The 20,539-nt window shown below is 61.9% G+C and carries 18 protein-coding genes; 5 read left to right on the top strand and 13 right to left on the bottom strand.

The window, feature by feature from the left end:
- Window positions 1-24: 24 nt before the first annotated feature.
- Both CAL19_RS17890 and CAL19_RS17885 read left to right on the top strand, forming a co-directional pair.
- Window positions 25-1,302, top strand: coding sequence for a lipopolysaccharide biosynthesis protein (locus tag CAL19_RS17890; protein ID WP_094797573.1), 1,278 nt, complete (start codon window positions 25-27; stop codon window positions 1,300-1,302).
- A 29-nt stretch (window positions 1,303-1,331) separates the two neighbouring features.
- Complete coding sequence (locus CAL19_RS17885) at window positions 1,332-2,726, top strand: hypothetical protein (protein ID WP_141214397.1); 1,395 nt, start codon at window positions 1,332-1,334, stop codon at window positions 2,724-2,726.
- Window positions 2,727-2,756: 30 nt separating this feature from the next.
- Here the strand turns inward: CAL19_RS17885 and CAL19_RS17880 are convergent, their stop codons facing one another.
- From CAL19_RS17880 to CAL19_RS17870, 3 genes are read right to left on the bottom strand one after another with little or no spacing between them, the layout of a single operon-like run.
- Window positions 2,757-3,530, bottom strand: a complete 774-nt coding sequence (locus tag CAL19_RS17880) for an AglZ/HisF2 family acetamidino modification protein (protein ID WP_094797571.1) — start codon at window positions 3,528-3,530, stop codon at window positions 2,757-2,759.
- A complete protein-coding gene (gene hisH / locus CAL19_RS17875) occupies window positions 3,512-4,144 on the bottom strand; it encodes an imidazole glycerol phosphate synthase subunit HisH (protein WP_094797570.1) in 633 nt (210 codons plus the stop codon). Before hisH ends, CAL19_RS17880 begins: the two co-directional genes overlap by 19 nt.
- Window positions 4,141-5,316: an N-acetyl sugar amidotransferase gene (locus CAL19_RS17870; RefSeq protein ID WP_094797569.1), complete on the bottom strand. Its 1,176-nt coding sequence runs from the start codon at window positions 5,314-5,316 to the stop codon at window positions 4,141-4,143. Before CAL19_RS17870 ends, hisH begins: the two co-directional genes overlap by 4 nt.
- Window positions 5,317-5,520: 204 nt before the next feature.
- On the opposite strand from CAL19_RS17870, the gene CAL19_RS17865 reads away from it, so the two are divergent.
- The gene (locus tag CAL19_RS17865) at window positions 5,521-6,684 is read left to right on the top strand and encodes a glycosyltransferase (RefSeq protein ID WP_094797568.1); all 1,164 of its coding nucleotides are present in this window, start codon (window positions 5,521-5,523) and stop codon (window positions 6,682-6,684) included.
- Here the strand turns inward: CAL19_RS17865 and CAL19_RS17860 are convergent.
- From CAL19_RS17860 to CAL19_RS17815, 10 genes are all read right to left on the bottom strand, one after another.
- The gene (locus CAL19_RS17860) at window positions 6,642-7,811 is read right to left on the bottom strand and encodes a glycosyltransferase (protein WP_094797567.1); all 1,170 of its coding nucleotides are present in this window, start codon (window positions 7,809-7,811) and stop codon (window positions 6,642-6,644) included. The genes CAL19_RS17865 and CAL19_RS17860 overlap by 43 nt on opposite strands.
- Window positions 7,792-9,675, bottom strand: a complete 1,884-nt coding sequence (locus CAL19_RS17855; RefSeq protein ID WP_038852542.1) for a nucleoside-diphosphate sugar epimerase/dehydratase — start codon at window positions 9,673-9,675, stop codon at window positions 7,792-7,794. The genes CAL19_RS17860 and CAL19_RS17855 overlap by 20 nt, the downstream gene beginning before the upstream one ends.
- A gap of 58 nt (window positions 9,676-9,733) precedes the next feature.
- The gene (locus CAL19_RS17850) at window positions 9,734-10,981 is read right to left on the bottom strand and encodes a hypothetical protein (RefSeq protein ID WP_051423860.1); all 1,248 of its coding nucleotides are present in this window, start codon (window positions 10,979-10,981) and stop codon (window positions 9,734-9,736) included.
- The gene (locus CAL19_RS17845; protein ID WP_026640764.1) at window positions 10,956-11,657 is read right to left on the bottom strand and encodes a lipid II flippase family protein; all 702 of its coding nucleotides are present in this window, start codon (window positions 11,655-11,657) and stop codon (window positions 10,956-10,958) included. The genes CAL19_RS17850 and CAL19_RS17845 overlap by 26 nt, the downstream gene beginning before the upstream one ends.
- A complete protein-coding gene (locus CAL19_RS17840) occupies window positions 11,654-12,790 on the bottom strand; it encodes a glycosyltransferase (RefSeq protein WP_269320903.1) in 1,137 nt (378 codons plus the stop codon). The genes CAL19_RS17845 and CAL19_RS17840 overlap by 4 nt, the downstream gene beginning before the upstream one ends.
- 107 nt (window positions 12,791-12,897) lie before the next feature.
- Window positions 12,898-14,142 carry a glycosyltransferase family 4 protein gene (locus tag CAL19_RS17835; protein ID WP_094797566.1) on the bottom strand — a complete coding sequence of 415 codons (1,245 nt, stop codon included), beginning with the start codon at window positions 14,140-14,142 and terminating at the stop codon, window positions 12,898-12,900.
- Window positions 14,143-14,178: 36 nt separating this feature from the next.
- Complete coding sequence (locus CAL19_RS17830; RefSeq protein WP_094797565.1) at window positions 14,179-15,174, bottom strand: MraY family glycosyltransferase; 996 nt, start codon at window positions 15,172-15,174, stop codon at window positions 14,179-14,181.
- Between the two features lie 21 nt (window positions 15,175-15,195).
- A complete protein-coding gene (locus tag CAL19_RS17825) occupies window positions 15,196-16,296 on the bottom strand; it encodes a DegT/DnrJ/EryC1/StrS family aminotransferase (protein WP_026640761.1) in 1,101 nt (366 codons plus the stop codon).
- 8 nt (window positions 16,297-16,304) lie between these two features.
- The gene (locus tag CAL19_RS17820; protein ID WP_026640760.1) at window positions 16,305-16,877 is read right to left on the bottom strand and encodes an acyltransferase; all 573 of its coding nucleotides are present in this window, start codon (window positions 16,875-16,877) and stop codon (window positions 16,305-16,307) included.
- Between the two features lie 2 nt (window positions 16,878-16,879).
- Window positions 16,880-17,932: a Gfo/Idh/MocA family protein gene (locus CAL19_RS17815; RefSeq protein ID WP_026640759.1), complete on the bottom strand. Its 1,053-nt coding sequence runs from the start codon at window positions 17,930-17,932 to the stop codon at window positions 16,880-16,882.
- Window positions 17,933-18,072: 140 nt separating this feature from the next.
- Between CAL19_RS17815 and waaC the strand changes: the two genes are divergently transcribed.
- Together waaC and CAL19_RS17805 are read left to right on the top strand one after the other, a co-directional pair.
- Complete coding sequence (gene waaC, locus CAL19_RS17810) at window positions 18,073-19,095, top strand: lipopolysaccharide heptosyltransferase I (protein ID WP_026640758.1); 1,023 nt, start codon at window positions 18,073-18,075, stop codon at window positions 19,093-19,095.
- A 54-nt stretch (window positions 19,096-19,149) separates the two neighbouring features.
- Complete coding sequence (locus CAL19_RS17805; RefSeq protein ID WP_094797564.1) at window positions 19,150-20,445, top strand: 3-deoxy-D-manno-octulosonic acid transferase; 1,296 nt, start codon at window positions 19,150-19,152, stop codon at window positions 20,443-20,445.
- Window positions 20,446-20,539 lie beyond the last annotated feature (94 nt).

Below are 20,539 nucleotides of genomic sequence, written 5' to 3'. Positions count from 1 at the left end.
GGCGCCGGCCGGGCCGGCACGCCCATGAGCGGCCTGCTGGGCAAGGCGGCGTCGTATGTGTTCAGCAGCGGCCTGAACAGCGCGATTCCGTTCTTGCTGATGCCGATTTTCACGCGGTATCTCAGCCCCGACGACATGGGCCACGTGGCCATGTTCACCAGCGCCATGAACCTGTTCGGCATTGCCATCGGCCTGTACCTGCCCGGCTCGACGAGCGTGCGGTATTTCAAGAAAGAGGGCATCGCGCTGCCCGCCTACATGGGCACCGGCCTGGTCCTGATCCTGTGTTCGGCTGCGCTGGTCAGCCTGCTGGCGGCCGCCTTTGCGCCTGTGCTGCAGCGCTATACGGGCCTGTCGCTGGGCTGGCTGCTGCTTGGCGTACTGTCTGCCACCTGGCAGGTAGTGATCCAGTTGCAGTTGAAACTGATGCAAATGCGCGGCCTGGCGTTGCGCTACGCGTTTATCCAGAACCTGTATACCCTGGCCATCATGGCGGCGTCGGTGTGGCTCGTCGTTGCCCTGTCGATGGGCTGGCCCGGACGGGTGTACGGGCACCTGGGCGCCACCATCGGCGTAGCCATCGTATTGCTGGGCCTGATGCTGGCGCGCGGCACCGTACGCCTGGGCTGGAATCGCGAGTACGCCAAGGACATCCTGGCCTTCGGGTTGCCGCTCATCCCACACGGTATAGGCAGCGTGGCAGTGGTGTTGATCAGCCGCGCCGTGCTCAACACAATGGCAGGTATGCACGACGTCGGCCTGTATTCCGTCGCGGCGCAACTGGCCATGGTGATCTCGCTGGTCGCCACTGCCGTCAACCAGGCCTATTCCCCCTGGCTGTATCGCCGGCTTGCGTCGCCGACCGATGCCTTGCGCCGCAAGCTGGTGCAGGCCACGTACCTGTATTTCGTCGTCGCGCTGGCCGGCGCGGGGCTGGTTACGGTTGCCAGTCCGTGGTTCGTCAGTTTCTACCTGGGCGAACGCTATGCAGGCGCGTCAGAGTTCCTGATGTGGCTGGCCTTTGGCGCGGCGTTTACGGGCATGTATTACATGGTGACCAACTACCTGTTCTATCACCGCAAGACCGGGCGCCTGGCCGGCCTGACGCTGGCGCTGGGCGCGTTCAGCGTGCTCAGTTCCATACTGTTCATCCGGATCAACGGCGCCGTGGGTGCGGCGCAGGCAGTCTGCCTGTCCAACTTCCTGCTGTTTATCTGTACCTGGGCCATGGCGGCACGCGTGGAGCGCTTGCCTTGGTTCTCGTTCTGGCGGCGAACAGTGGTAACCAATCGGAGGTCTTAATGCAGATACCACTCAGTCTGCAGCGGGTGATGGCTTTCGAAGATCAAGTTGACCCAGCCGAGTTCGCATTGTCTCCGTGGCGCGTGCCGATGTGGGGAATGGTGCGTTCATATATTGCCGCCGCTTTGTATGATGCCATCGAGGGCACCAATTTTCAGAAAAAAGGGGGTGTTCGAGCTCGTCCCGGAGTCAGCTATTTTTATCGGACTTGGGCAGCGCGCAATGGCACCTCGGCGCGTGGCGAGCAGGTGGATGTTGTCTACATCGCCACTGGGGGAACCAATATTCATCGCCCTGTTGAGGGGCGGTACTTCAATTGGCTCACCGATTATTGTGCGCAAGCTATCAGCGCGCGCTCACAGGTAATTGAGCTGAGCAAGAACTGGGGGTATTCGCGACCAAGGACGCATCCTGACGTATCGACGCAGCACGACTGGATCACGTTATGGTCGAGATTCGCTAAGCGCCTGCGGCGCCTGTCCTTCGCTGAACAGCAAGCCATCGATGGTTTCGTCCGAAAGCTGCGCGAGGCGTTTGGCGACACTCTAGGTCCTGCTCACTTCCAGCATATGCGCCGCACATTGGAGGGCAGCGCTCGCAGTGCTGCCAGTTGGTACACGGGTTACCAACGTTTCTTCGATGCTAGGCGTCCCAAACTGCTGCAGATTGATGGAGCGAGCTATGGGGGGATATGGTCCTATGTAATAAGGTGGGCGCGTGCAGCTGGAATACCGGTTGCAGAATTTCAGCACGGCTATATCGGGCACGATCACTACGCTTACAACTATGCCGCCTCGATGGCGGATTCCATTTATCGAGACGGGCTACCCGACTATTTGCTCACTTTCGGTCAATATTGGGCGGACTCCATATGCACGCCAAGCCAGAAGGTGGTTATCGGCAGCCCCCGGATGAGCGGTTACTGTCTGGCTGATACGCCTCCGGCTGGAACACCCTATGTTTTACTGGCATCCACTGGCGTTGGGCCGGACTTCTATCGATCGGTGGTGCAAGGGCTCTTGAGCACGTTGCCGGCTGGTTTCGAGGTGCGTTTCCGGCCGCACCCTGGTGAGCGCCAGATGGCGGCAGTCAATTATGCCGCCCTATTTACGGATACACGCATCCGTCTTGACACGGAGCCGGACGTCTATCGCAGTATGGCTGGAGCCGCTTTGGTCGTGGGCGACATTACCACGCTGATGTTCGAAGCGGTGGGGCTAGGCGTCCCGACCAGGGTAATAGACTGTGATATTGCTCGCAACCGTATGCCGACGTCCATATTTCAGTTTCTGGATTACGCCGAGGTGCCGGAGTTGCTGCACGGCCGAGTTGCTGATTCACGGCCTGACTCTAAGGTGCGGACGCAGGTCTGGGCGGCTGATTGGCAGGCCCGCTATCAGGATTTCGTCGCACAGTTTTTGTAACGCAACCTCGTCATTTTCGCGCTGATCGCACTAACCAGTAGCCTCATCGGTAAACAGTTTTTCGAGTTCGCTGTACCGAGGATAAGTGATCAATACGGCATCGTGCTTGCCATGGTAGACGAACATGCTACCTGCTGCGACCGCGGACGCCCCGGCATGCCACGCCTGCCGCAAATGGGTCAGGGTTCCGGCTCCACCATTGGCGATGAGAGGAATCGATACAGCACGGCTAACCGATTCGATCAAGGGTAAGTCGTAGCCGGTTCGGGTTCCCTCTCGATCGATGGTCGTCAGCATCAGCTCTCCCGCCCCGGCTTGCTCCATGCGTCTGGCATATTCCACGGGGTCGGAGGAGACGCGCTGGGTCCCTCCCTTGGTGTACACATGCTGGCGGCCAAAGAAATCGCGCTTTACGTCGATGGCCACCACCACGCTTTGGCTGCCGGCGGCGCGCGCAATACCCGCTATCAGATCGGGCGATTGGGCGGCGTGGGTATTAAGGATTACTTTCTCAACTCCCAACGCCAGCAAGCGCAAGGCCTGTTCGACGCTGCTGATACCGCCACCATAAGCAAACGGCATGAAAGCTTCGCTTGCGATGTCTTGGATAAGCTCGAAATTCGGGCCCAGGTTGTTGTGGCAGGCCTCAATATCCAGAAAAACTAGTTCGTCGACTTCCTTGTCGTTGAAAATACGTACCGCATTGATAGGATCGCCGACGTAGGCAGGTCGGTCGAACTTCCGGGTCTTTACGAGGCCGCCGCCCTTAAGTAGCAGGCACGGAATTACACGGGTGCGGAGCATGGTGGAAGATTTGCAAAGTTTCTTAGTAGCGCCATACCAAATTTATGGCTTTTCTCAGGATGAAACTGCGCGCCAGTGATATTTCCACGCTCTACCATGCTAGTGAACTCAATGCCATAGCGGGTCTGCGCTAGACGGTCGGCGGCGTCCTGACATTCGAAGTGATAGCTGTGTACGAAATAGAATCGCGGGTCATTGGGCAATTTATCAAGCAGCGCGCTCGACTTTTGCGGCTCGATAAAATTCCAACCCATGTGTGGCACTTTCAGGCGAGAGGCGTCAGGAAACCGGAACTGTTTGCACTGCCCCGCTATTAATCCGAGCCCTTCCAGGTTGCCCTCTTCGCTGCCGAACCCCAATATCTGCATGCCCAGGCAGATGCCTAGCAGCGGCACGCCGTCTTGCAGCGCACGGAGCTTGAGCGGCTCAACAAGCCCGCGCTGGCGCATAGCTTGCATGGCGTTGTCAAACGCACCGACGCCGGGAAGAAGTATCTTCTGCGCCGTCAGAACTTCTTCAGGCGTGGAGATTAATCGCGCTGGTGCCCCGATATAGCGCAGCATATTCAGAATAGAACCGAAGTTTCCAGTGCCCAGCACGAGCACGGAAATCATGATTCGCCTGCTTGTGCGCCTGCCGGATCCAGGCTTGTTTTGCGGCGCCCCAGCAGCAGGCGTTTAGCGGCACGCATAATTCGGAACATCTGGTCCTGATTGGCATACTCGGAATAAGCGTGCCCAGGAGAGAGCAAAAGTGCCTCAAACTCTTCCGGCGGGAGGCGCAACTTTTTCGCGATATACGTTTTGTCGCGCTGAAGGTCATTTGCGTCGTAAAGCGGCTCTTGCAGGAGCTGTAGCGCGGTTTCCCTAGTCATCAGCCCTGCCAGGATTTCGCTGGAGAGGTGCGCGCGTCGCTTGTCGTAGCCGAACTTGGTCGGCAGGTAATGATTCTGGAAGAATCGTGTGAACACGGATTCGCCATGCTTGTACGCGTAGTCCTTGTACCCGATCGTCGCCTGAAGATGCCGCAACGCATGGCGCTTATCGTACGGCATAAGGTTCAGGGGGCGGAGCACTTTCATCTTCCTGATGTACGGATAATAGATGTTCTTCTCGACGAAACCGAGCACCGGAAATGTACGCAAGGGGCGAGTGCCGTGGCGCTTGTGAATGGCTTTTAGATTGCGCCCATCCATGGCGCTATGGCCCCACGTTTGCGGAAGGACCGATTCGGTAGCGTAGTTGCTGCCGTTGATCACGTGGCGGATGCCATGCTTGATGGCATAGCGGTAAAGCGAAGCAAAAAACGCGTGATCTTGTGGGACATCTTGATTCGCCACTCCCGCGCGCAGGTAGGCCACTTGGAGGTCACGCATTTCTTCCCAATCGATGACTACCGTGGTCAGATCGAACCCACAATAATTGACGACGCGTTCAATATTATGGACGGCGAGTTCGCTGTTCCAGCCAGCATCTACGTGCACAACGAGCGGACGGATGTTCATTTCCTTGACCTTCAAGGCCAGATAGGAACTATCTATTCCGCCGCTCAGTCCCATGATGCAATCGTACTCTTGGCCGCGGCGCTCCGCACGCATGTCGTCGAGTTGGGCTGACAACAGTGCAGCACCATGTTCGTTGGGATGCCATGCTTTGGAAATGACCAAGTCAAAACGCCGGCAGTGGCTGCACACCCCTTGCGCATCGAACGAGATGGCGGGATCGCTTGTGTCCATGACGCAGCGGGTGCAAGTTTGGTGGGTTGGACTAAGCGTGGCTGGTGACATTGGTCGAATGACGAGTAGATGAATGCAGGCGAAATTTTAGGGGATTTCGGTCGAATCAGGGTCTGCCCGGGCCATAAAACAGGGTGTGCCGGTCTTCCAGGCCAGTACAATGCGCCATCGCCGCCACGCCCTCGGGCTGCGGTGGCGTGGCGGCCCGCCTGTAGCGCTGCCAGTAAGTGACTACCCCAAGAGAATTCGATCATCATGGCAGTCAAAGCGCTGCACCTAGTGCGCAATAACTTCGTCTCCGATTCGCGCATACTCAAAGAGACCCGGTCGCTGGTCGAATCCAGCGTGGTGAACGAACTCGAAGTCGTGGCGCTGGGAGATGGCTATCTGCCCGAGCGCGAAGCGCTTGGCCCGGGTCGTTCGGTATGGCGGGTGCCGCTGGCCACGCGCGCGCGCCTCCCCAAAGATCTGGCCAGCCAGTCCGCCAAGTATGCGGAATGGGCGGCACGCATCATCAGGCGGCATGGGGGCGTGCAGTGGGACATTATTCATTGCCACGATCTGTCTCCGCTGCCTATTGCCGCGGCATTGCAGAAGCGCACTGGGGCGCGGCTGATCTATGACGCCCACGAGCTCGAAACCGAGATGATGGACTTGCGCGGCGTGCGCCAGCGCCTGTCGCGATGGACTGAACGCCGCCTGATGCCGCGCGTGGACGCGATGATTACCGTCAGCCCATCGATCGTGCAGTGGTATGCGCAAAAGTATCCCGGTCTGGATGTGACGCTGGTGCGCAATATTCCGAACCGTCCGCCCGCGACGGCCGCGCCGTATCCATGGCGCCAGGAACTGGGCGTGCCGGACGATGCACGGCTTTTCATCTATGTGGGCAATCTGGCGCGCGGCCGCGGCATTCCGTTCTTGTTGCAGGTGTTCCAGCGGCCCGAGTGCCGTCATCACCTTCTGTTCATGGGCAGCGGCGCGCTGTCGCGCGATATCGAAGCGGCAAGGGCAGCGTGCCCGCGTATACATCTGCATCCGCCCGTGCCGCTGGCAGATGTGGTGCCGCGCGTGGCGGGCGCCGATATCGGGTTGTCGTTGCTGGAAGACGCCTGCCTGAGCTACCGGTATGCGTTGCCCAACAAGCTATTCGAGTGCCTGCAGGGCGGCGTGCCGGTGATGGTGAATGATCTGCCCGACCAGGCGGCCATCGTGCGAGATACGGGCGCGGGCTGGGTCGGCACGTACTCGGCGGACGAGTTCGCGGCTGTGGTGGACAGCATCGATGCCGAAGATTTCCAACGCAAGCGCGAGGCCGCCCGGCGCGCGGCGCTGGCCCTGGACTGGCGCTATGAAGCGCAACGCCTGATAGACCTTTACCGTCGCGTGCTGGCCCCGGGCTGGCAGAGGTCGCGATAAAGCTGCAGCAGCGTGCGTTCTTCGTTGGCCCAGTTGTAGCGTTCGTGTACGGCCCGGCGGCCGGCTTCGCCCTGGCGGCGTAGCCTTTGCGGGTCGTCCAGCATGTTGTTCAGTGTTAGCGCGACCGCTTCTGGGTCCAGCGGATTAACGCACGCGCCGGCGTCCGCTCCGTCGATGATCTGGCGCCAGAGTGGAAAATCAGAAGCAAGTACCGGTAGTCCTGCAGACATGTACTCGAACATCTTGATTGGAAGTGAATCCAGGTAATTGCTGACTGGGTGAAGCAGGACTACGCCCAGTTGTGATCGTGCCATTATCTGCCGCACGCCCGTTCGGTCCACGACTCCCAGATACTCGACATGGTGCCATTCGGGCATCGCCTGCAACTGCGCTCGCAGCCCCGGTGTTTGAAAAGGGCCCGCCAGAAGCAGTGTTGCATTGGCCGCAGGCAGTGCCTGCATAATTTCCTTGATGCCTCGAATGTCGCTAATACCGCCGACATAGCAGATGGTGCGCGATCTAGGCGCATCCGCCTCGCTAGCGTCCGCCGTGCGCTCCACTGCCAACTCGTGCGCCATGGGGAAGTTGTTGACGTTCACCGCATGTGCACCAGCTGCGCGAAAGCGCGCGGCGATATGTGGAGTGGAGGTCACTACAACCGCAAAGCGTCGGGCAGCAAAATTTTCAAGCCATTCGAACAGGCGTGCCACGGCCCGATGCGAGCCTTTGGGTAACCAACGTTTGCTAAGAATCTGACGTGGCACATCCTCGTGCGCGTCATAAATGACCGTTACGCCCTGCCAGTGCAGAGCTAGGGCAGCAGGGATGATCTCGGGATCATGAAAATGCACAACCTGTACGCCATCACGGCGTACAGCGCGGAATAAAGCCCAGGGCTTAATCAGCATGCGCAAAAAACGCTTGCCGGTTTTACCCAAGTCGCGAATTTCTACCCCGTTCTTTACTTCATCGCCTTTGCCGTCTGCGACATATAGGCGCACGGCGTACCCGCGACGTGCCAAACTTCCGCACTCTTTTAAGAAAATGCGCACGTCATAGCGGGCATGCACGCTGGTAAGGTGGGCGATTCGGACGCCCGGTGTGGGATCAGTGTTTGGCGGCTGCATATTCCGGTACCAGTACGCGCAGTTGGCGCAGCACGCTTTCCAGGTCGTCGGCCTGCAGGTAGCTCTGCAACGCCTGCAGGCCGGCTTCCAGTTCGGCATGCAGCAGGCAGTGTTCGCGCGCCTTCATGATGCGAGGATGCTCGGTGGTTTGCGAAGCTTCTCCGATCAATAGTTCTTCGTACAGTTTCTCGCCCGGACGCAACCCCGTGATGCGGATCTCGATATCGCCCGACGGGTTTTCTTCGTCGCGCACAGTCAGGCCATACAGGTGGATCATGCGCTCGGCCAGGTCGCGGATGCGCACGGCTTCGCCCATGTCCAGCAGGAACACCGAGCCCGACTCGCCCATGGAACCTGCCTGCAGCACCAGCTGGGCCGCCTCGGGGATGGTCATGAAATAGCGCGTGATGTCCGGGTGCGTCAGGGTGATGGGGCCGCCTGCAAGGATCTGCTTGTGAAACAGCGGCACCACGCTGCCCGAGCTGCCCAGCACATTACCGAAGCGCACCATCGAGAAGCGCGTGGCGGACCCGATTTGCGCACAGCCTTGCAGCACCTGTTCGGCCAACCGCTTCGACGCACCCATGACATTGGTGGGGCGTACCGCCTTGTCGGTGGAGATCAGCACGAAGTCTTGCACGCCCGCTGCGATGGCGGCGCGGGCCATGGCGCGCGTGCCAAAGGTATTGGTTTGTATGCCTTCGGCAATGTTGTGTTCGACGATGGGCACGTGTTTATAGGCGGCAGCGTGATACACGGTTTGCACGCCATGGCGGCGCAACTGCAGCAGACAGTGCTCGTAGTCGCGCACCGAGCCCAGAATGCCAACCAGTTCGGTATCGCTGCCGGCGGCATTGCGCAAGGCGACGAGTTCCTGCTCGATAGCGTAGAGTGCGGGTTCGGATATTTCGAACAACACCAGGCGGTGCGGCCGTAATTCGAGGATCTGGCGGCACAGTTCCGACCCGATAGAGCCGCCCGCGCCCGTTACCATGATGGAACGGCCCGTGACGCAGCGCCCCAGCAGCTCGGGAATGGGCGGAATGGGGTCGCGGCCCAGCAGGTCTTCGACCTGGATGTCGCGCAGCCGTGGCCCGCGGCGTGGATCGACAAGTTCGCGCAGGCTGGATACCGTACGAATGCGCAGCCGGAAGGGCTCGGCCATCTCGACCACTTGCCGGATGCGCGTGCGCGAGGCCGACGGCATGGCAATCAGCAACTGCGCGACCTGGTATTTGGCAACCAGCCGCGCCAATTGCGATGGCGGGTAGATGCGCAGGCCCGCCATGACCAGGCGGTGTTTGCGCGGATCGTCGTCGATCATGGCCACCGGCAGGTAGTGCGGGCTGGCCCGCAGCGCGGCCGCCAGCTGTGAACCCAGGCTGCCGCCTCCGTAGATGACGACGGGCGTTTGCAGGCCCGCGGCCGCTGTCCGTGTGCCGGGAAACAGCACGCGCCGCGCGATAAGCCGAACGCCTAGCAGCAGGATGAGCGCGATGAGCGGGTAGATGACCAGCACAGCGCGCGACAAGCCAAACGACAGGCGCAGGAACGTGTCGATGGCGGTGACGGCCAGCACCGATACGATAACCCCGCCCGCAACGCCCAGCAGCACGCGCTCGTTCATGTAGCGCAGGATGTAATAGTAGACCCGGAATGCTGCTAATGCAGTGACGCCACTGGCACAGGCCACCAGCGACAGAATCGCATAGTAGTGGTTTACGTACAGCACTTCGAACCGCGCCCAGACGGCCAAGTAGAACGACGCTAGCAGCAGCACGGCGTCAAGCAGCGCCGCCAGTATTTGCTTGCAGGGGCGCGGCAGATTCACAAGGAATCGTCGCAAGGCAGCGGGCATGAACATGAAAAACGTGGGCCTGAGGTCGAAGGATGGCGAATTTTACCGGGAACGCCCGGTCAGATCAGTCTCGCGCGGGGGTCCGCCCGACCTCGGCCGCCGCAGCCCGGTTAGCCGAAGTTGCCAGAGCTGCACGACGGTATGCTGGACGGGGCAACTGGGCAAGCATGGCGCCCAACAAGAACCAGAAAGGCTGGAAATAAACCATCGAACTTGGGGCTATTCCGGCGATACCGATGACTAGCAGGCATGTGCGGCCGATCCAGTCCAGCCGCCAGAACAGCCATAATAAGAACAACGGCCACGCAACGCCCAAGTAAAACAGCATCTCTAGCCAGAAGAGGTGGGGCGAACCCCAAGGTACCAGTCCCTCTCGCGTCGGCCATAGCACGTTGAGTTGGCCTGCACCCATTCCCGCTAACCATTGCCACCAAGGCATGTCGCGGGCTTGGCCGATCATGTCCATGAGCAGTACCTTGCGCGAGCCAGTCGACAGATCCCCCTTGGACGTGACTAATTCCCATTCACCGTCGTTCAGGGTGATCTGGGGCAGGGCGCGCAGGGTCATGCCGCCATACTGCTGCCACAACAAGCCAGCACCGGTGACGGCGGCCCATGCAAGCGCCAGCGTTACCTTGCGGCGCCAGGATCCCTCCAGTAGAAAAACCAGGTAGACGGCCCCCAGCACCATCATGCCCAGCATGTCGGCCCGCCGATTCAGCACTAGGCAATACAGCCAACCGGCAGCAAACAACGCCAACGACAGGCGCCGCCGCGCCAGTAGCCACAGCAGGTTGACCACGACCAGAGCGGTCGCCATGTTGTTGATGTTGTCCCAAGGGCCGCCGGTAAGCGGAAAGCGCGCACGAAAGCGCTCGGAATAGGTGATGAGATCAAACCACGGCACCAGCGCCATCAAGAACCATAGCGCCACCAACCATGGTATCCAGCGCAGGTATGCACTGCCCTGTCGGGCAAGGTGTTCTCCCAACAGCGCATACGATAGGCTGATGATGAAGATAACCGCGTACTGTACGTAGCGCGGGAAGTTGTGCGCCCACAGCGCCTGCGCGCATATCAGCAGCAGGACCGCGATGGCGGCAGGCATGACCCGGCCGTACAACAGGCTGCGGCGGGTATGTCCATCGATGCAGAACGCCAGGGCCAACAGCGCTAGGCCCCAATGGAACGGCCGTAACGGGGGTGCCAGGTATATCGACGAGCCCAGCAGCATCAGGACGCAGGCGGCCACCAGTAACCGCTGCGCCAATGCGAAGCGCGGATAGTCAGGGGAAGGCAGAGCAGATGGCATAAAAGATCGCGGGCGCAGCAATGCCTACGGCAATCAGTCTGCCCACCAACATGCGCTGCACCGCAGCATAAACTCGGGCAGGTGTGTGGCTGTCGACAATGTGCGCGATACGGGGTTCGAGAATAAAAGTCAGCAGCACCGTGGCGCCGCCGTTGATGATGCCGGACAACTGTGAAATCGTGCTGCGGTAATCATGGAACACGAGCGCGAAGTAATACGACAGCAATACGCCCAGGGCATAGCAGAGAAACACGGCCGCGGCCAACGGCGCGATGGTGGCCGGTGCCGGTGCGGTCGGCGCATCGAGCTTGGTGCGTAGTTCACCCAGTGTGATGAGGGGCTGCCCTTCATTGCGCGTAATGAAATTGGCCAGCCGCACGATCCAGTGGCGGCGCAGCGCATAGGCAAGCAGCGATAGCATGGTGGCGCCGCCTAAGGCCGCCAGCCCCATATACAGATAATGTTCGCGCGGCACGCTGCGGTCGATCAGAAAGCCCAGCATGGGCATCAACGCCAGATAGAAGAATCGTGTGACCGTCGTGGTGGCGTTCTGGATGGCATAGCCGGTTACCGGCTTGCCGGCCAGGCTCCCGGCTACACGCGCGTAGTAGCTCAGGAATTCGAGCAGGTGAATAATCGAGAAGCTGGCCACCACCAGCAGCAAGAGCAGTTTCATGGCGAGTCCGGACCGGTGCCAGAACGCGCCAGACGTAGCGTTTTACGATACGCCTCGAGCATGACGTCAAGACTGTGTTCCCAGGTATAGTGCCGCAGCACATGTTCCCGGCCGCAGGCTCCCATGCGGGCGCGTTGCTGGGGATCGAGCACGAGATCCACGATGCGTGCAGCGGCGAAGCCCGGATTTTCCACTGGTACGATGAAACCAGTTTCATCGTCGGCAACGACCTCCGCAGGACCATCTGCATCAGAGACGACGACCGGAACGCCACAAGACGACGCTTCGAGTATCGCGACGCCAAAGCTGTCCTGGCGGCTGAGTGCGACGTAGACATCCAGTTCTGCCAGGGCTTTGGGAACCTCTGCGTGGGGTATGAAACCCGCGAACACCACGCGGTCTTGCACGCCAAGTTCGTGAGCCAATTGTTGCAGTGTAGATAGTTGACTGCCCTTACCATAGATTCGCAACTGCAGACGACGCGCGATGTCCGGATGCGACCGCTCGAGTTGTGACACCGCGATGTGGAAGGCCTGCAATAGCGTGTCTATCCCGTATTGGGGTTCCAGGCCCTTGATAGCGCCGATTACGATGGGGCCGGCAGTCGAGGGGGGGCGCCGCTCACCAGGGGAAAATTGGAGATGATCGATCCCGAACGGCGTTACCACTACGGGGAAGTCGCCCACGGCCTTGATGCGGTGTGCCATCGCGTGGCTCGTGGAGCCGATCAGCGTCGCGTGGTTCAGGTTGCTCGCCAAAATTCGCCGGTGCAACCGCGACTTACAGGGGAATCTGTAGATGTCGCTTCCCCAAGCTGAGAGCAGCAACGGTCGCGCATCGGCCAGGCGCGCCAGCAGGCCATACCCTGTCGCGTAATGGGCGTTCACTAATTCTGGGCCGATTTTCTTCAGTATGCGGCGAACTGCTGGTGCCGCCAGGAAATAACCTGTCGGCGCCCGAAAAGGAAGCGGGTGGAATTCGACCGAGTCAGAGAGTTCGGGTGCAGGTCGATGCAGAGACAGCAAATGCACGTCTATACCGCGTTGCGTCAGGCCATTGGCCCATCGCACGGTATGTATGCTATTGGCTGCGCCAAGAAGCGCAACACGCCGGGGGGTGTAGGTGGACGCCAAAATTCGTTCTATCGTCTGCTAGTACATCAAGAATGTACTCGGCCCGCTCTTATGAAAAATGCGACTAAAAGTATCTCGGATTAACCGGATGGGGGCCGTATGTATCGTTACGCTGCCCGGCTTCGAGAGGGTAACTGCTCGAGGGTGGACAGAATATGCCTAGTGTGATGCGCTACCAAGTTATTGGCCAGGCACCATTCGCGTCCAGCCGCCCCCATGGCGTGCAGGTGGTCGGAAGACATGGCTGCCATCTGATCTATAGCAGTCGCAATGGCTAACGGGTCGCCAGGAGGGCAACATAGCCCGGCCCCCGACGCCTGCACAGGATTGTTAGTGTCGCCCACGCTGTAAAGTATAGGTACGCTTGCAAGCATGTAGTCGTTAAGCTTTGTCAGGCTCGCCCCATAGGCGTACAAAGGGGAAGCATGCAGGCCTACATACGCTACGTCTATCCGGTTCAGGAAACTCGGAACCTGCCGACGTGTGACGGGTGCCAGAAAATGCACACGTTCGAGGCAGCCTAGTCGCCCTGCCTGCTTTTGGAGTGACTCTCGACTGGAACCGTCGCCCATCATGACCAGGTGAACCCGGGAATGCGTTCGAGGCAATGCATCGACGACGGCTTCCATTGCATTCGCGTGGCCCAGTGTGCCGGCGTATCCCAATATGAATGCATTGCTGTCTCGTAGGTGGGCCAGTAATGCAGCATGCTGTTCTGGCAAGGGCTGAGGTGGCACTGTGTCTACCAATGCGCCGTTTCCGATCGGCAGGAAGCGTCCCGCCGCAAGGCCTCTGCTCTGCAGGTAGGGTTCCGCGTTGTGCGGAACGGCGGTCACCAAATCAGCGTGGCGACAACCATAGTCCTCAGCAGCTTGCATTGCTCGGATAAATGGATGCCAGGTAGGGGCGTCGCCTAAATGGATAGGGGTAAGCGGCCATAAATCGCGGATGTCGAAAATCAAACGCGCCTTATGGCGACGCGCCAGGCGAGCCGCCGGATAAATGGTGAATGGGTGCGGCGATGAGGCGATGACCACGTCGTAGCGCCTTCCCGCAGGCAGCGGAAAAAGCTGGCACTGCAGTGTATACGCGCCCATGCTGGCGACCCGGCCGAAGTGGCTTGCAGGCGAATATCGGGGCCCCCAAAGCCAAACATATCGCACGCCGTCGAGCATCTGTATCCCAACGCGGCCCTTGAAGGTCGGTTGATGTTGGCGTACGTGGGAGTATCCGGAGGCCACAATTGTCACATCGTGGCCTTGGCGCACCCATTCTCTTGCCATAGCGTAGTTTCGGAACACCATGCCATGTTCAGGAGAACCGGCGTAATGCGAAAAGATCACGATGTTCATTGCGCTGTCGTCATAGTTCTTATAGCAGGGGGAGGGTCAATCCCGGCCTGCACCTAGCAACGCTGCTACCACGCACAATGGGACAGTGCACGCAAGAAGCGCCGGCAGCGCGCGCTGGATGGGCTCTGCGCTTGCCCACCAGAACAGGATCCCGGCGAATAGCGTGGATATGCTTGTATAAATTAGGGTTACTGGCAGATGCGCGTTGAAGCGCCGCGCCAAATGTTGGTATGCATGCGACCGATGGGCGACGCCCGGCCTCTTGCCGCGCAATATGCGCACTACGAGCGTAGTGGTTGCATCGGAAATAAAAGGTGCCAATGGAATCAGCCACCATATGATGGGCGTATTGCTATCGCGCGCCCATATCAACGCGAGCGCTCCCAATGTAAACCCACAGAAGCCACTCCCGACGTCGCCCATGAAAATGCGTGCGGGTGGCCAGTTGTGACGTAGGAAGCCTGCAACCGCGCCGATCAGCACCAGGGCGGCAGGTGCCGCCAAAGGCGCCCCAAGCGCCCACACCGCACCTGCCGCTATGGCTTGCCCGGATGCGATGCCGTCGATGCCGTCCATGAAGTTGTAGAGATTGGTCAGCCAAATGATTCCTACGCCATACAGCACCGCTGCAGCGGGAGCCGGAATGACATAACTGCCAAATGAGAGCTCGGGAAGGGGGGCTGCCAGCCACAATAAGGCGGCGGTACAGAGCGCCTGTACCAGTAGTCTTACCCGAGCGCTGAGGGAAATGATGTCATCGACATAACCCACAATCGCGACAGGCAGGCCGCACGCCAGCGCGAGCAGTAGTTGCCCGGGTACCAGATCCATCGCGTATAGCGCGGTCGTGCCGGCGTAGAGAGCCAGCACGATGGCAATGCCGCCTCCGCGCGGAGTTGCGCGGACATGCGAGCTGCGATGGTTTGGATGGTCCAGTAGGTTTTTCTGTGTTGCCAGTGCTATTGCCCAGCGGGTCGATAGCCATGCCAGCGCAAATGTGCCGACCGAGACCAGAAGAACTGGAAGTGTCATGCGAGCCGAAATATAGAGCGATCAGGCAAGCGCGTCGCGCAGTGCGGCCACGATCCGGTCTTGCGTGGCGGGATCCAGGTCGGGATGCATGGGCAGGCTCATGACCTGTTCGGCAAGCATGTCGGATACGGGCGTGGCGCCGGCCCCTTCGGCATACTGCGCGTAGGCCGGTTGGGCGTGGATGGGGCGGGGGTAATGGATGGCCGTCGGTATGCCGGCCTCTTTCAGTTTGGCCTGCACCTGGTCGCGGTTGGGGACCATGACGGTGTACTGCGCCCAGACGCTGTCGCGGTCGGGCCGTACGGTGACGGTGCGGGCGCCGGCCGGCAGGTCGGCGAGCAGGCGGCTGTAGCGGGCGCCGATTTCGATGCGCTGGCCGATTTCCCATTCAAAGCGTTCGAGCTTGCCCAGCACCACGGCGCATTGCAGGGTGTCCATGCGGCCGCCCACGCCGACCCGCGTGTGGTAGTAGCGGGCCGATTGGCCATGCACGCGGATTTCTCGGCAAGCCTGGGCAATTGCGTCGTCATCGGTGAAGATGGCGCCGCCGTCGCCATAGCAGCCCAGCGGCTTGCTGGGGAAGAAACTGGTGCATCCGATGGTGGACAGGTTGCAGCTCTTGCGGCCCTTGTACGTGGCGCCGAAGCTCTGCGCGGCGTCTTCGATGACGGGGATGCCGTGGCGCGCGGCGATGGCATTGACTTCGTCCATGTCGCCCACCTGGCCGTACAGCGACACCGGCATGATGGCCTTGGTGCGCGGCGTGATCTTGGCTTCGATCAGCGACGTATCGATATTGCAGGTGTCGGGCTCGACGTCGACGAATACCGGCCTGGCGCCCAGCAGCACGATGACTTCGGCGGTGGCCACGAAGGTAAACGACGTGGTGATGACTTCGTCGCCCGGCCCGATGCCCAGCGCCATCAGGGACATGAGCAGGGCCTCGGTGCCCGATGCCACCGTGATGCAATGGCGCGCGCCGCTATGGGCGCAAAGGGCGGCTTCGAGTTCCTTGACCTCGGGGCCCATGATGTACTGCCCGTGATCCAGCACGGCCTGGATGCGCGCGTTGATGGGGTCGCGCAGTGCCTGGTATTGCTTTTTCAGATCGATGAATTGCATAGGAGCTCTCAGGCCAGGCGGCAGACGCCGTCGGTCAGTATGTAGCGGTCGCCGGTATGGGGGCAGGTAGTTTGGGCATTGCCCGCAAGGGGCAGGTCAAGCTGCTCGCCATGGCGGCTCATCCAGCCGATCTGGCGTGCGGGCACGCCCACCACCAGCGCAAAGTCGGGCACGTCTTTGTTGACCACCGCGCCGGCGCCCACGAAGGCATAGCGGCCGATGGTGGCGCCGCATACGATGGTGCAGTTTGCGCCCAGGGTCGCGCCCTGGCGCACGAGCGTGTCGCGGTATTCGCTCTTGCGTTCGATGGCCGCGCGCGGGTTGTAGACGTTGGTGAACACCATGCTCGGGCCGCAGAATACGTCGTCTTCCAGGATGACGTTGTCGTATACCGACACGTTGTTCTGGATTTTTACGCGGTTGCCGATGCGTACCCGGTTGCCCACGTAGACGTTCTGGCCCAGCGAGCAGCCGTCGCCGATCGCGGCGCCGGCGCAAACGTGCACCCAGTGCCAGATGCGGCAGTCGGCGCCGATGCGGGCGCCTTCGTCCACGATGGCGGTGGGATGAATGGTTGTCATGGTCAGTCCAGCGGCAGGGGAATGCGCACGCCATCGCGCGCCGACCGGTAAATGGCCGTCAGCAGGGCCAGCGAGTGCAGGCCTTCGCGCCCGTCGGTTTCGGGCTGGGCTTCGCCGCGCAGCGTGCTGATGACGTTGTCGTAATAAAGCGGGTGGCCAAAGCCATAGACAGACGAGGTTTCGTAGCTGGCGTCGCGGATCTTGTCGTCGTCCGGATGCGGCTCGGCGAATTTCCATTCGTCGATGCGGTTGACGGCCACCCCGCCCACCCGCACGGTACCCTTTTCGCCCAGGATGGTGATGGAGCCTTCCAGGTTTTGCGGGTAGGTCAGCATGGTGACGTTGATCGAACCCATGGCGCCATGCCGCCAGCGCACGGCCGCCACGCCGGTATCTTCGGCCTCGATGTGGCGGGCCAGCGTGCCGGTGTAGGCGTACACGCTTTCAACCGGCCCGATCAGCCAGTCGAGCAGGTCGACGTAATGGCTGGCCTGGTTCATGAAGGCGCCGCCGTCCCATTCCCATTTGCCGCGCCAGCGCGCCGCGTCGTAGTACTCCTGGGGCCGCGTCCAGAATACGTTGACCGTCACCATGTAGATACGGCCGAAGCGGTTCTGCTCGATGGCTTTTTTCACGAGCTGCAGCGTGGCGTTGCGGCGGTTCTGCTTGACGACGAACAGGTGCACGCCGGCTTCGTCACAGGCCTTGACCATGCGCTTGCCGTCTTCCCAGCGCGTGGCCATGGGCTTTTCGCTGACGACGTGGCGGCCGGCCTGCGCGGCTTCGATGGCCTGCCAGGGGTGCAGCCCCGAAGGGGTGGCCAGTACCACGGCATCGGCAGTGCTCTGGGCCAGCAGCTCCCCCAGCGACTCGAACGGCCGCGCGCCGGTGGCGTCGTGCGCGGCCTTCAGCGCGGCCGGGTTGGTATCACAGACCTCGACGAGTTCGGCGCGGTCCTGGTGAGTCTGGATGGCGCCGATGTGGTTCTTTGAAATGCGACCACAGCCTACCAGAGCGAAGCGGACCTTGCGGTCGGTGATTGGGGGAGACGTCATAAATCGTGGGATTGTTGTAAATTGCCGGGATTCATGGTTGTGACCCGTCCCGGATCGGGGTCTAGCATGCCATTAATAATAACGCGAAGGCCGTTGTGGTCTTTTGCCCGAATACGCCGGAAAGTTCCTACTAGTAATTGATGGCAAATCGCATTCTCATTGTCCGCACCTCGTCACTTGGCGATCTGGTGCACATGCTGCCGGCAATCTCGGATATTGCCCGCCATGTGCCAGACGCCGTGATCGATTGGGTGGCGGAAGAGGCTTTCGCAGAAATTCCGGGCTGGCACCCTGCGGTCAACGAGGTCATCAAGGTGGCCCATCGCCGGTGGCGCAAAGCCTGGTGGTCGGCGCCGGTCAAGGCCGAACGGCAGGCGCTGGCCGAGCGTTTGCGCGCCGTGCAATATGACGTCGTGCTCGACATGCAGGCGCTGTTGAAGTCGGCCTGGCTGGTCAGGCAGACGCGCGGCGTGCGCCACGGGCTGGACTGGCGGTCGGCCCGCGAACCGCTGGCGTCACTGTTTTACCAGCGGCGTCACCGGGTGGAGTTCTGGCAGCCCGCCGTCATCCGCCAGCGCACGCTGGCCGCCCTGGCGTTTGGCTACACGTATACCGGGCCGCCCGATTTCGGCCTGCAAGCCTTTGTGGACGAAGCCCAGGCGCAGGCGCGGGCCTGCCTGGCGCGCACCGAATGCTGCGCCCGGCCGCATCACCACCTGAACACCGATCGGGGCTATGCCGTCATCATGCCGTCGGCCAGTCGCGACGACAAACTCTGGCCGGAAGCCGACTGGCGCGCGGTGTTCGAACGCCTGCGCGGCGCCGGGTGCACCCTGCGCCTGCTGGCCGGCAACGCCCAGGAAACGGCGCGCGCCCAGGCGCTGGTCGAAGGCCTGGACGGTGTGGAGGTGCTGCCGCGCATGGACCTGACCTCGATCGCGCGCCAGCTCGCAGGGGCGCGCGTCATGGTGGGCCTGGACAGCGGGCTGACGCACTTGTCGGCCGCGCTGGGGCGGCCGACTATCGGCATATACCGGGCGTCCACCCCGGTGCGCACGCCGCTGATCGGCGCGAGTTTCACCGCCAGCCTGGGCGACCGGGGCGCGCCGCCTTCGCGCGAGGCGGTGCTGGCTTCGATAGACCAGGCCCTGGCGGCCAACTGACGATGCGCACGCGCACCGCCCGCGTTTCCCGTAGCCGCGGCGCGGCGGGCTGACATGCGGCGCGGCGCCTATACCCTTGCCCTGTATGCGGCGGCGCCGCTGGCGTGGCTGTGGATGGCCAGGCGCGCCCGGCGGGCCGGCGGCGAGTGGGGCATTTTTTCGCCGGCGCGTTTCGGCCGCGCCGACCCGGCCGAGCCGGCGCCCTTCGCCCGGCCGCCCGTGTGGGTGCATGCGGTCAGCCTGGGCGAGACGCGCGCGGCCCAGCCGCTGGTCCAGGCGCTGCTCGACGCGGGGCTGCCGGTTCTGCTGACGCATACGACTGCAACGGGCCGGGCCGAAGGGGCGCGGCTGTTTGGCCAGGCAATTGCCGCGGGGCAATTGCGGCAGACCTGGCTGCCCTACGACTTTCCCGGCGCGGTGCGCGGTTTTCTGCAGCGGCATACGCCGCGCTGCGGGCTGCTTATCGAGCGCGAGGTCTGGCCGAACCTGCTGGCGCAGGCGCGCCGGCAAGGGGTGCGCATGGCGTTGGTCAGCGCGCGTTTTTCGGTGTCGTCGCTGCGGCAGGCGGGATGGATGGGAACCGCCCTGCGCGACGCGCTGGCGGGGCTGGATGCCGTGTTGGCCCAGACGCCCGAAGATGCCCGGCGACTGGAACAGGCGGGGGCGCGGCGGGTCCGCGTCACGGGCAACCTGAAGTTCGACCTGGACTTGCCCGCCGATCAAGTGCAGGCCGGGCGGGCCTGGCGACAGGCGCTGGGGCGGCCTGTGGTGGTCGTGGCCAGCACGCGCGAAGGCGAAGATGTTCCCTTCGCCCAGGCCATGCGCGCGCGTTCCGGCGCGGGGCGCCCGGTGCTCTATGTATTGATTCCGCGCCACCCGCAGCGGTTCGACGCCGCCGCGGGGCAGTTGCGCGCGGCGGGGTTGTCCTGCGTGCGCCGTTCGGCGCTGCAGGGCCGCCTGCAAGACTTGCCGCCCGTAGAGGGCGCCGTTGACGTCGTGCTGGGCGATTCGCTGGGCGAGATGGCGTTTTATTACGCGGCGGCCGACGTGGCCATCGTGGCGGGCAGCTTCGCCCCGCTGGGCGGGCAGAACCTGATCGAAGCCTGCGCCGCGGGCGTGCCGGTAGTCGTCGGGCCGCATACGTTCAATTTCAAGCAGGCGGCCGAAGATGCCATCGCCGCCGGTGCCGCCCTGCGCGCCGCCGACCCGCCCGCCGCGCTGGATGCCGCGCAGTCCCTGCTCGACGACGACGAACGCCGCCAGGCCATGGGCCGGGCCGCCCAAGCCTGGTCTGCCACCCACGCAGGCGCCACCCGGCGCACATTGCAGGCGCTGCAGGCGTGGTTATAGCGGGAATTCCAGCGCCAGGTTCTGGGGTGTCTGACACCCTCGGGTGTCAGACGCCGTATGGCGTGGACGCATTTCCCGTCGCGGCGTTTCAGGG

Origin of the sequence: Bordetella genomosp. 7 (assembly GCF_002261265.1) — a bacterium.
In the GTDB taxonomy this organism is placed as follows: Bacteria; Pseudomonadota; Gammaproteobacteria; order Burkholderiales; family Burkholderiaceae_B; genus Bordetella_A.
Note: the sequence above shows the minus strand (reverse complement) of the source record. Positions and strands in the feature narration are given on the sequence as shown.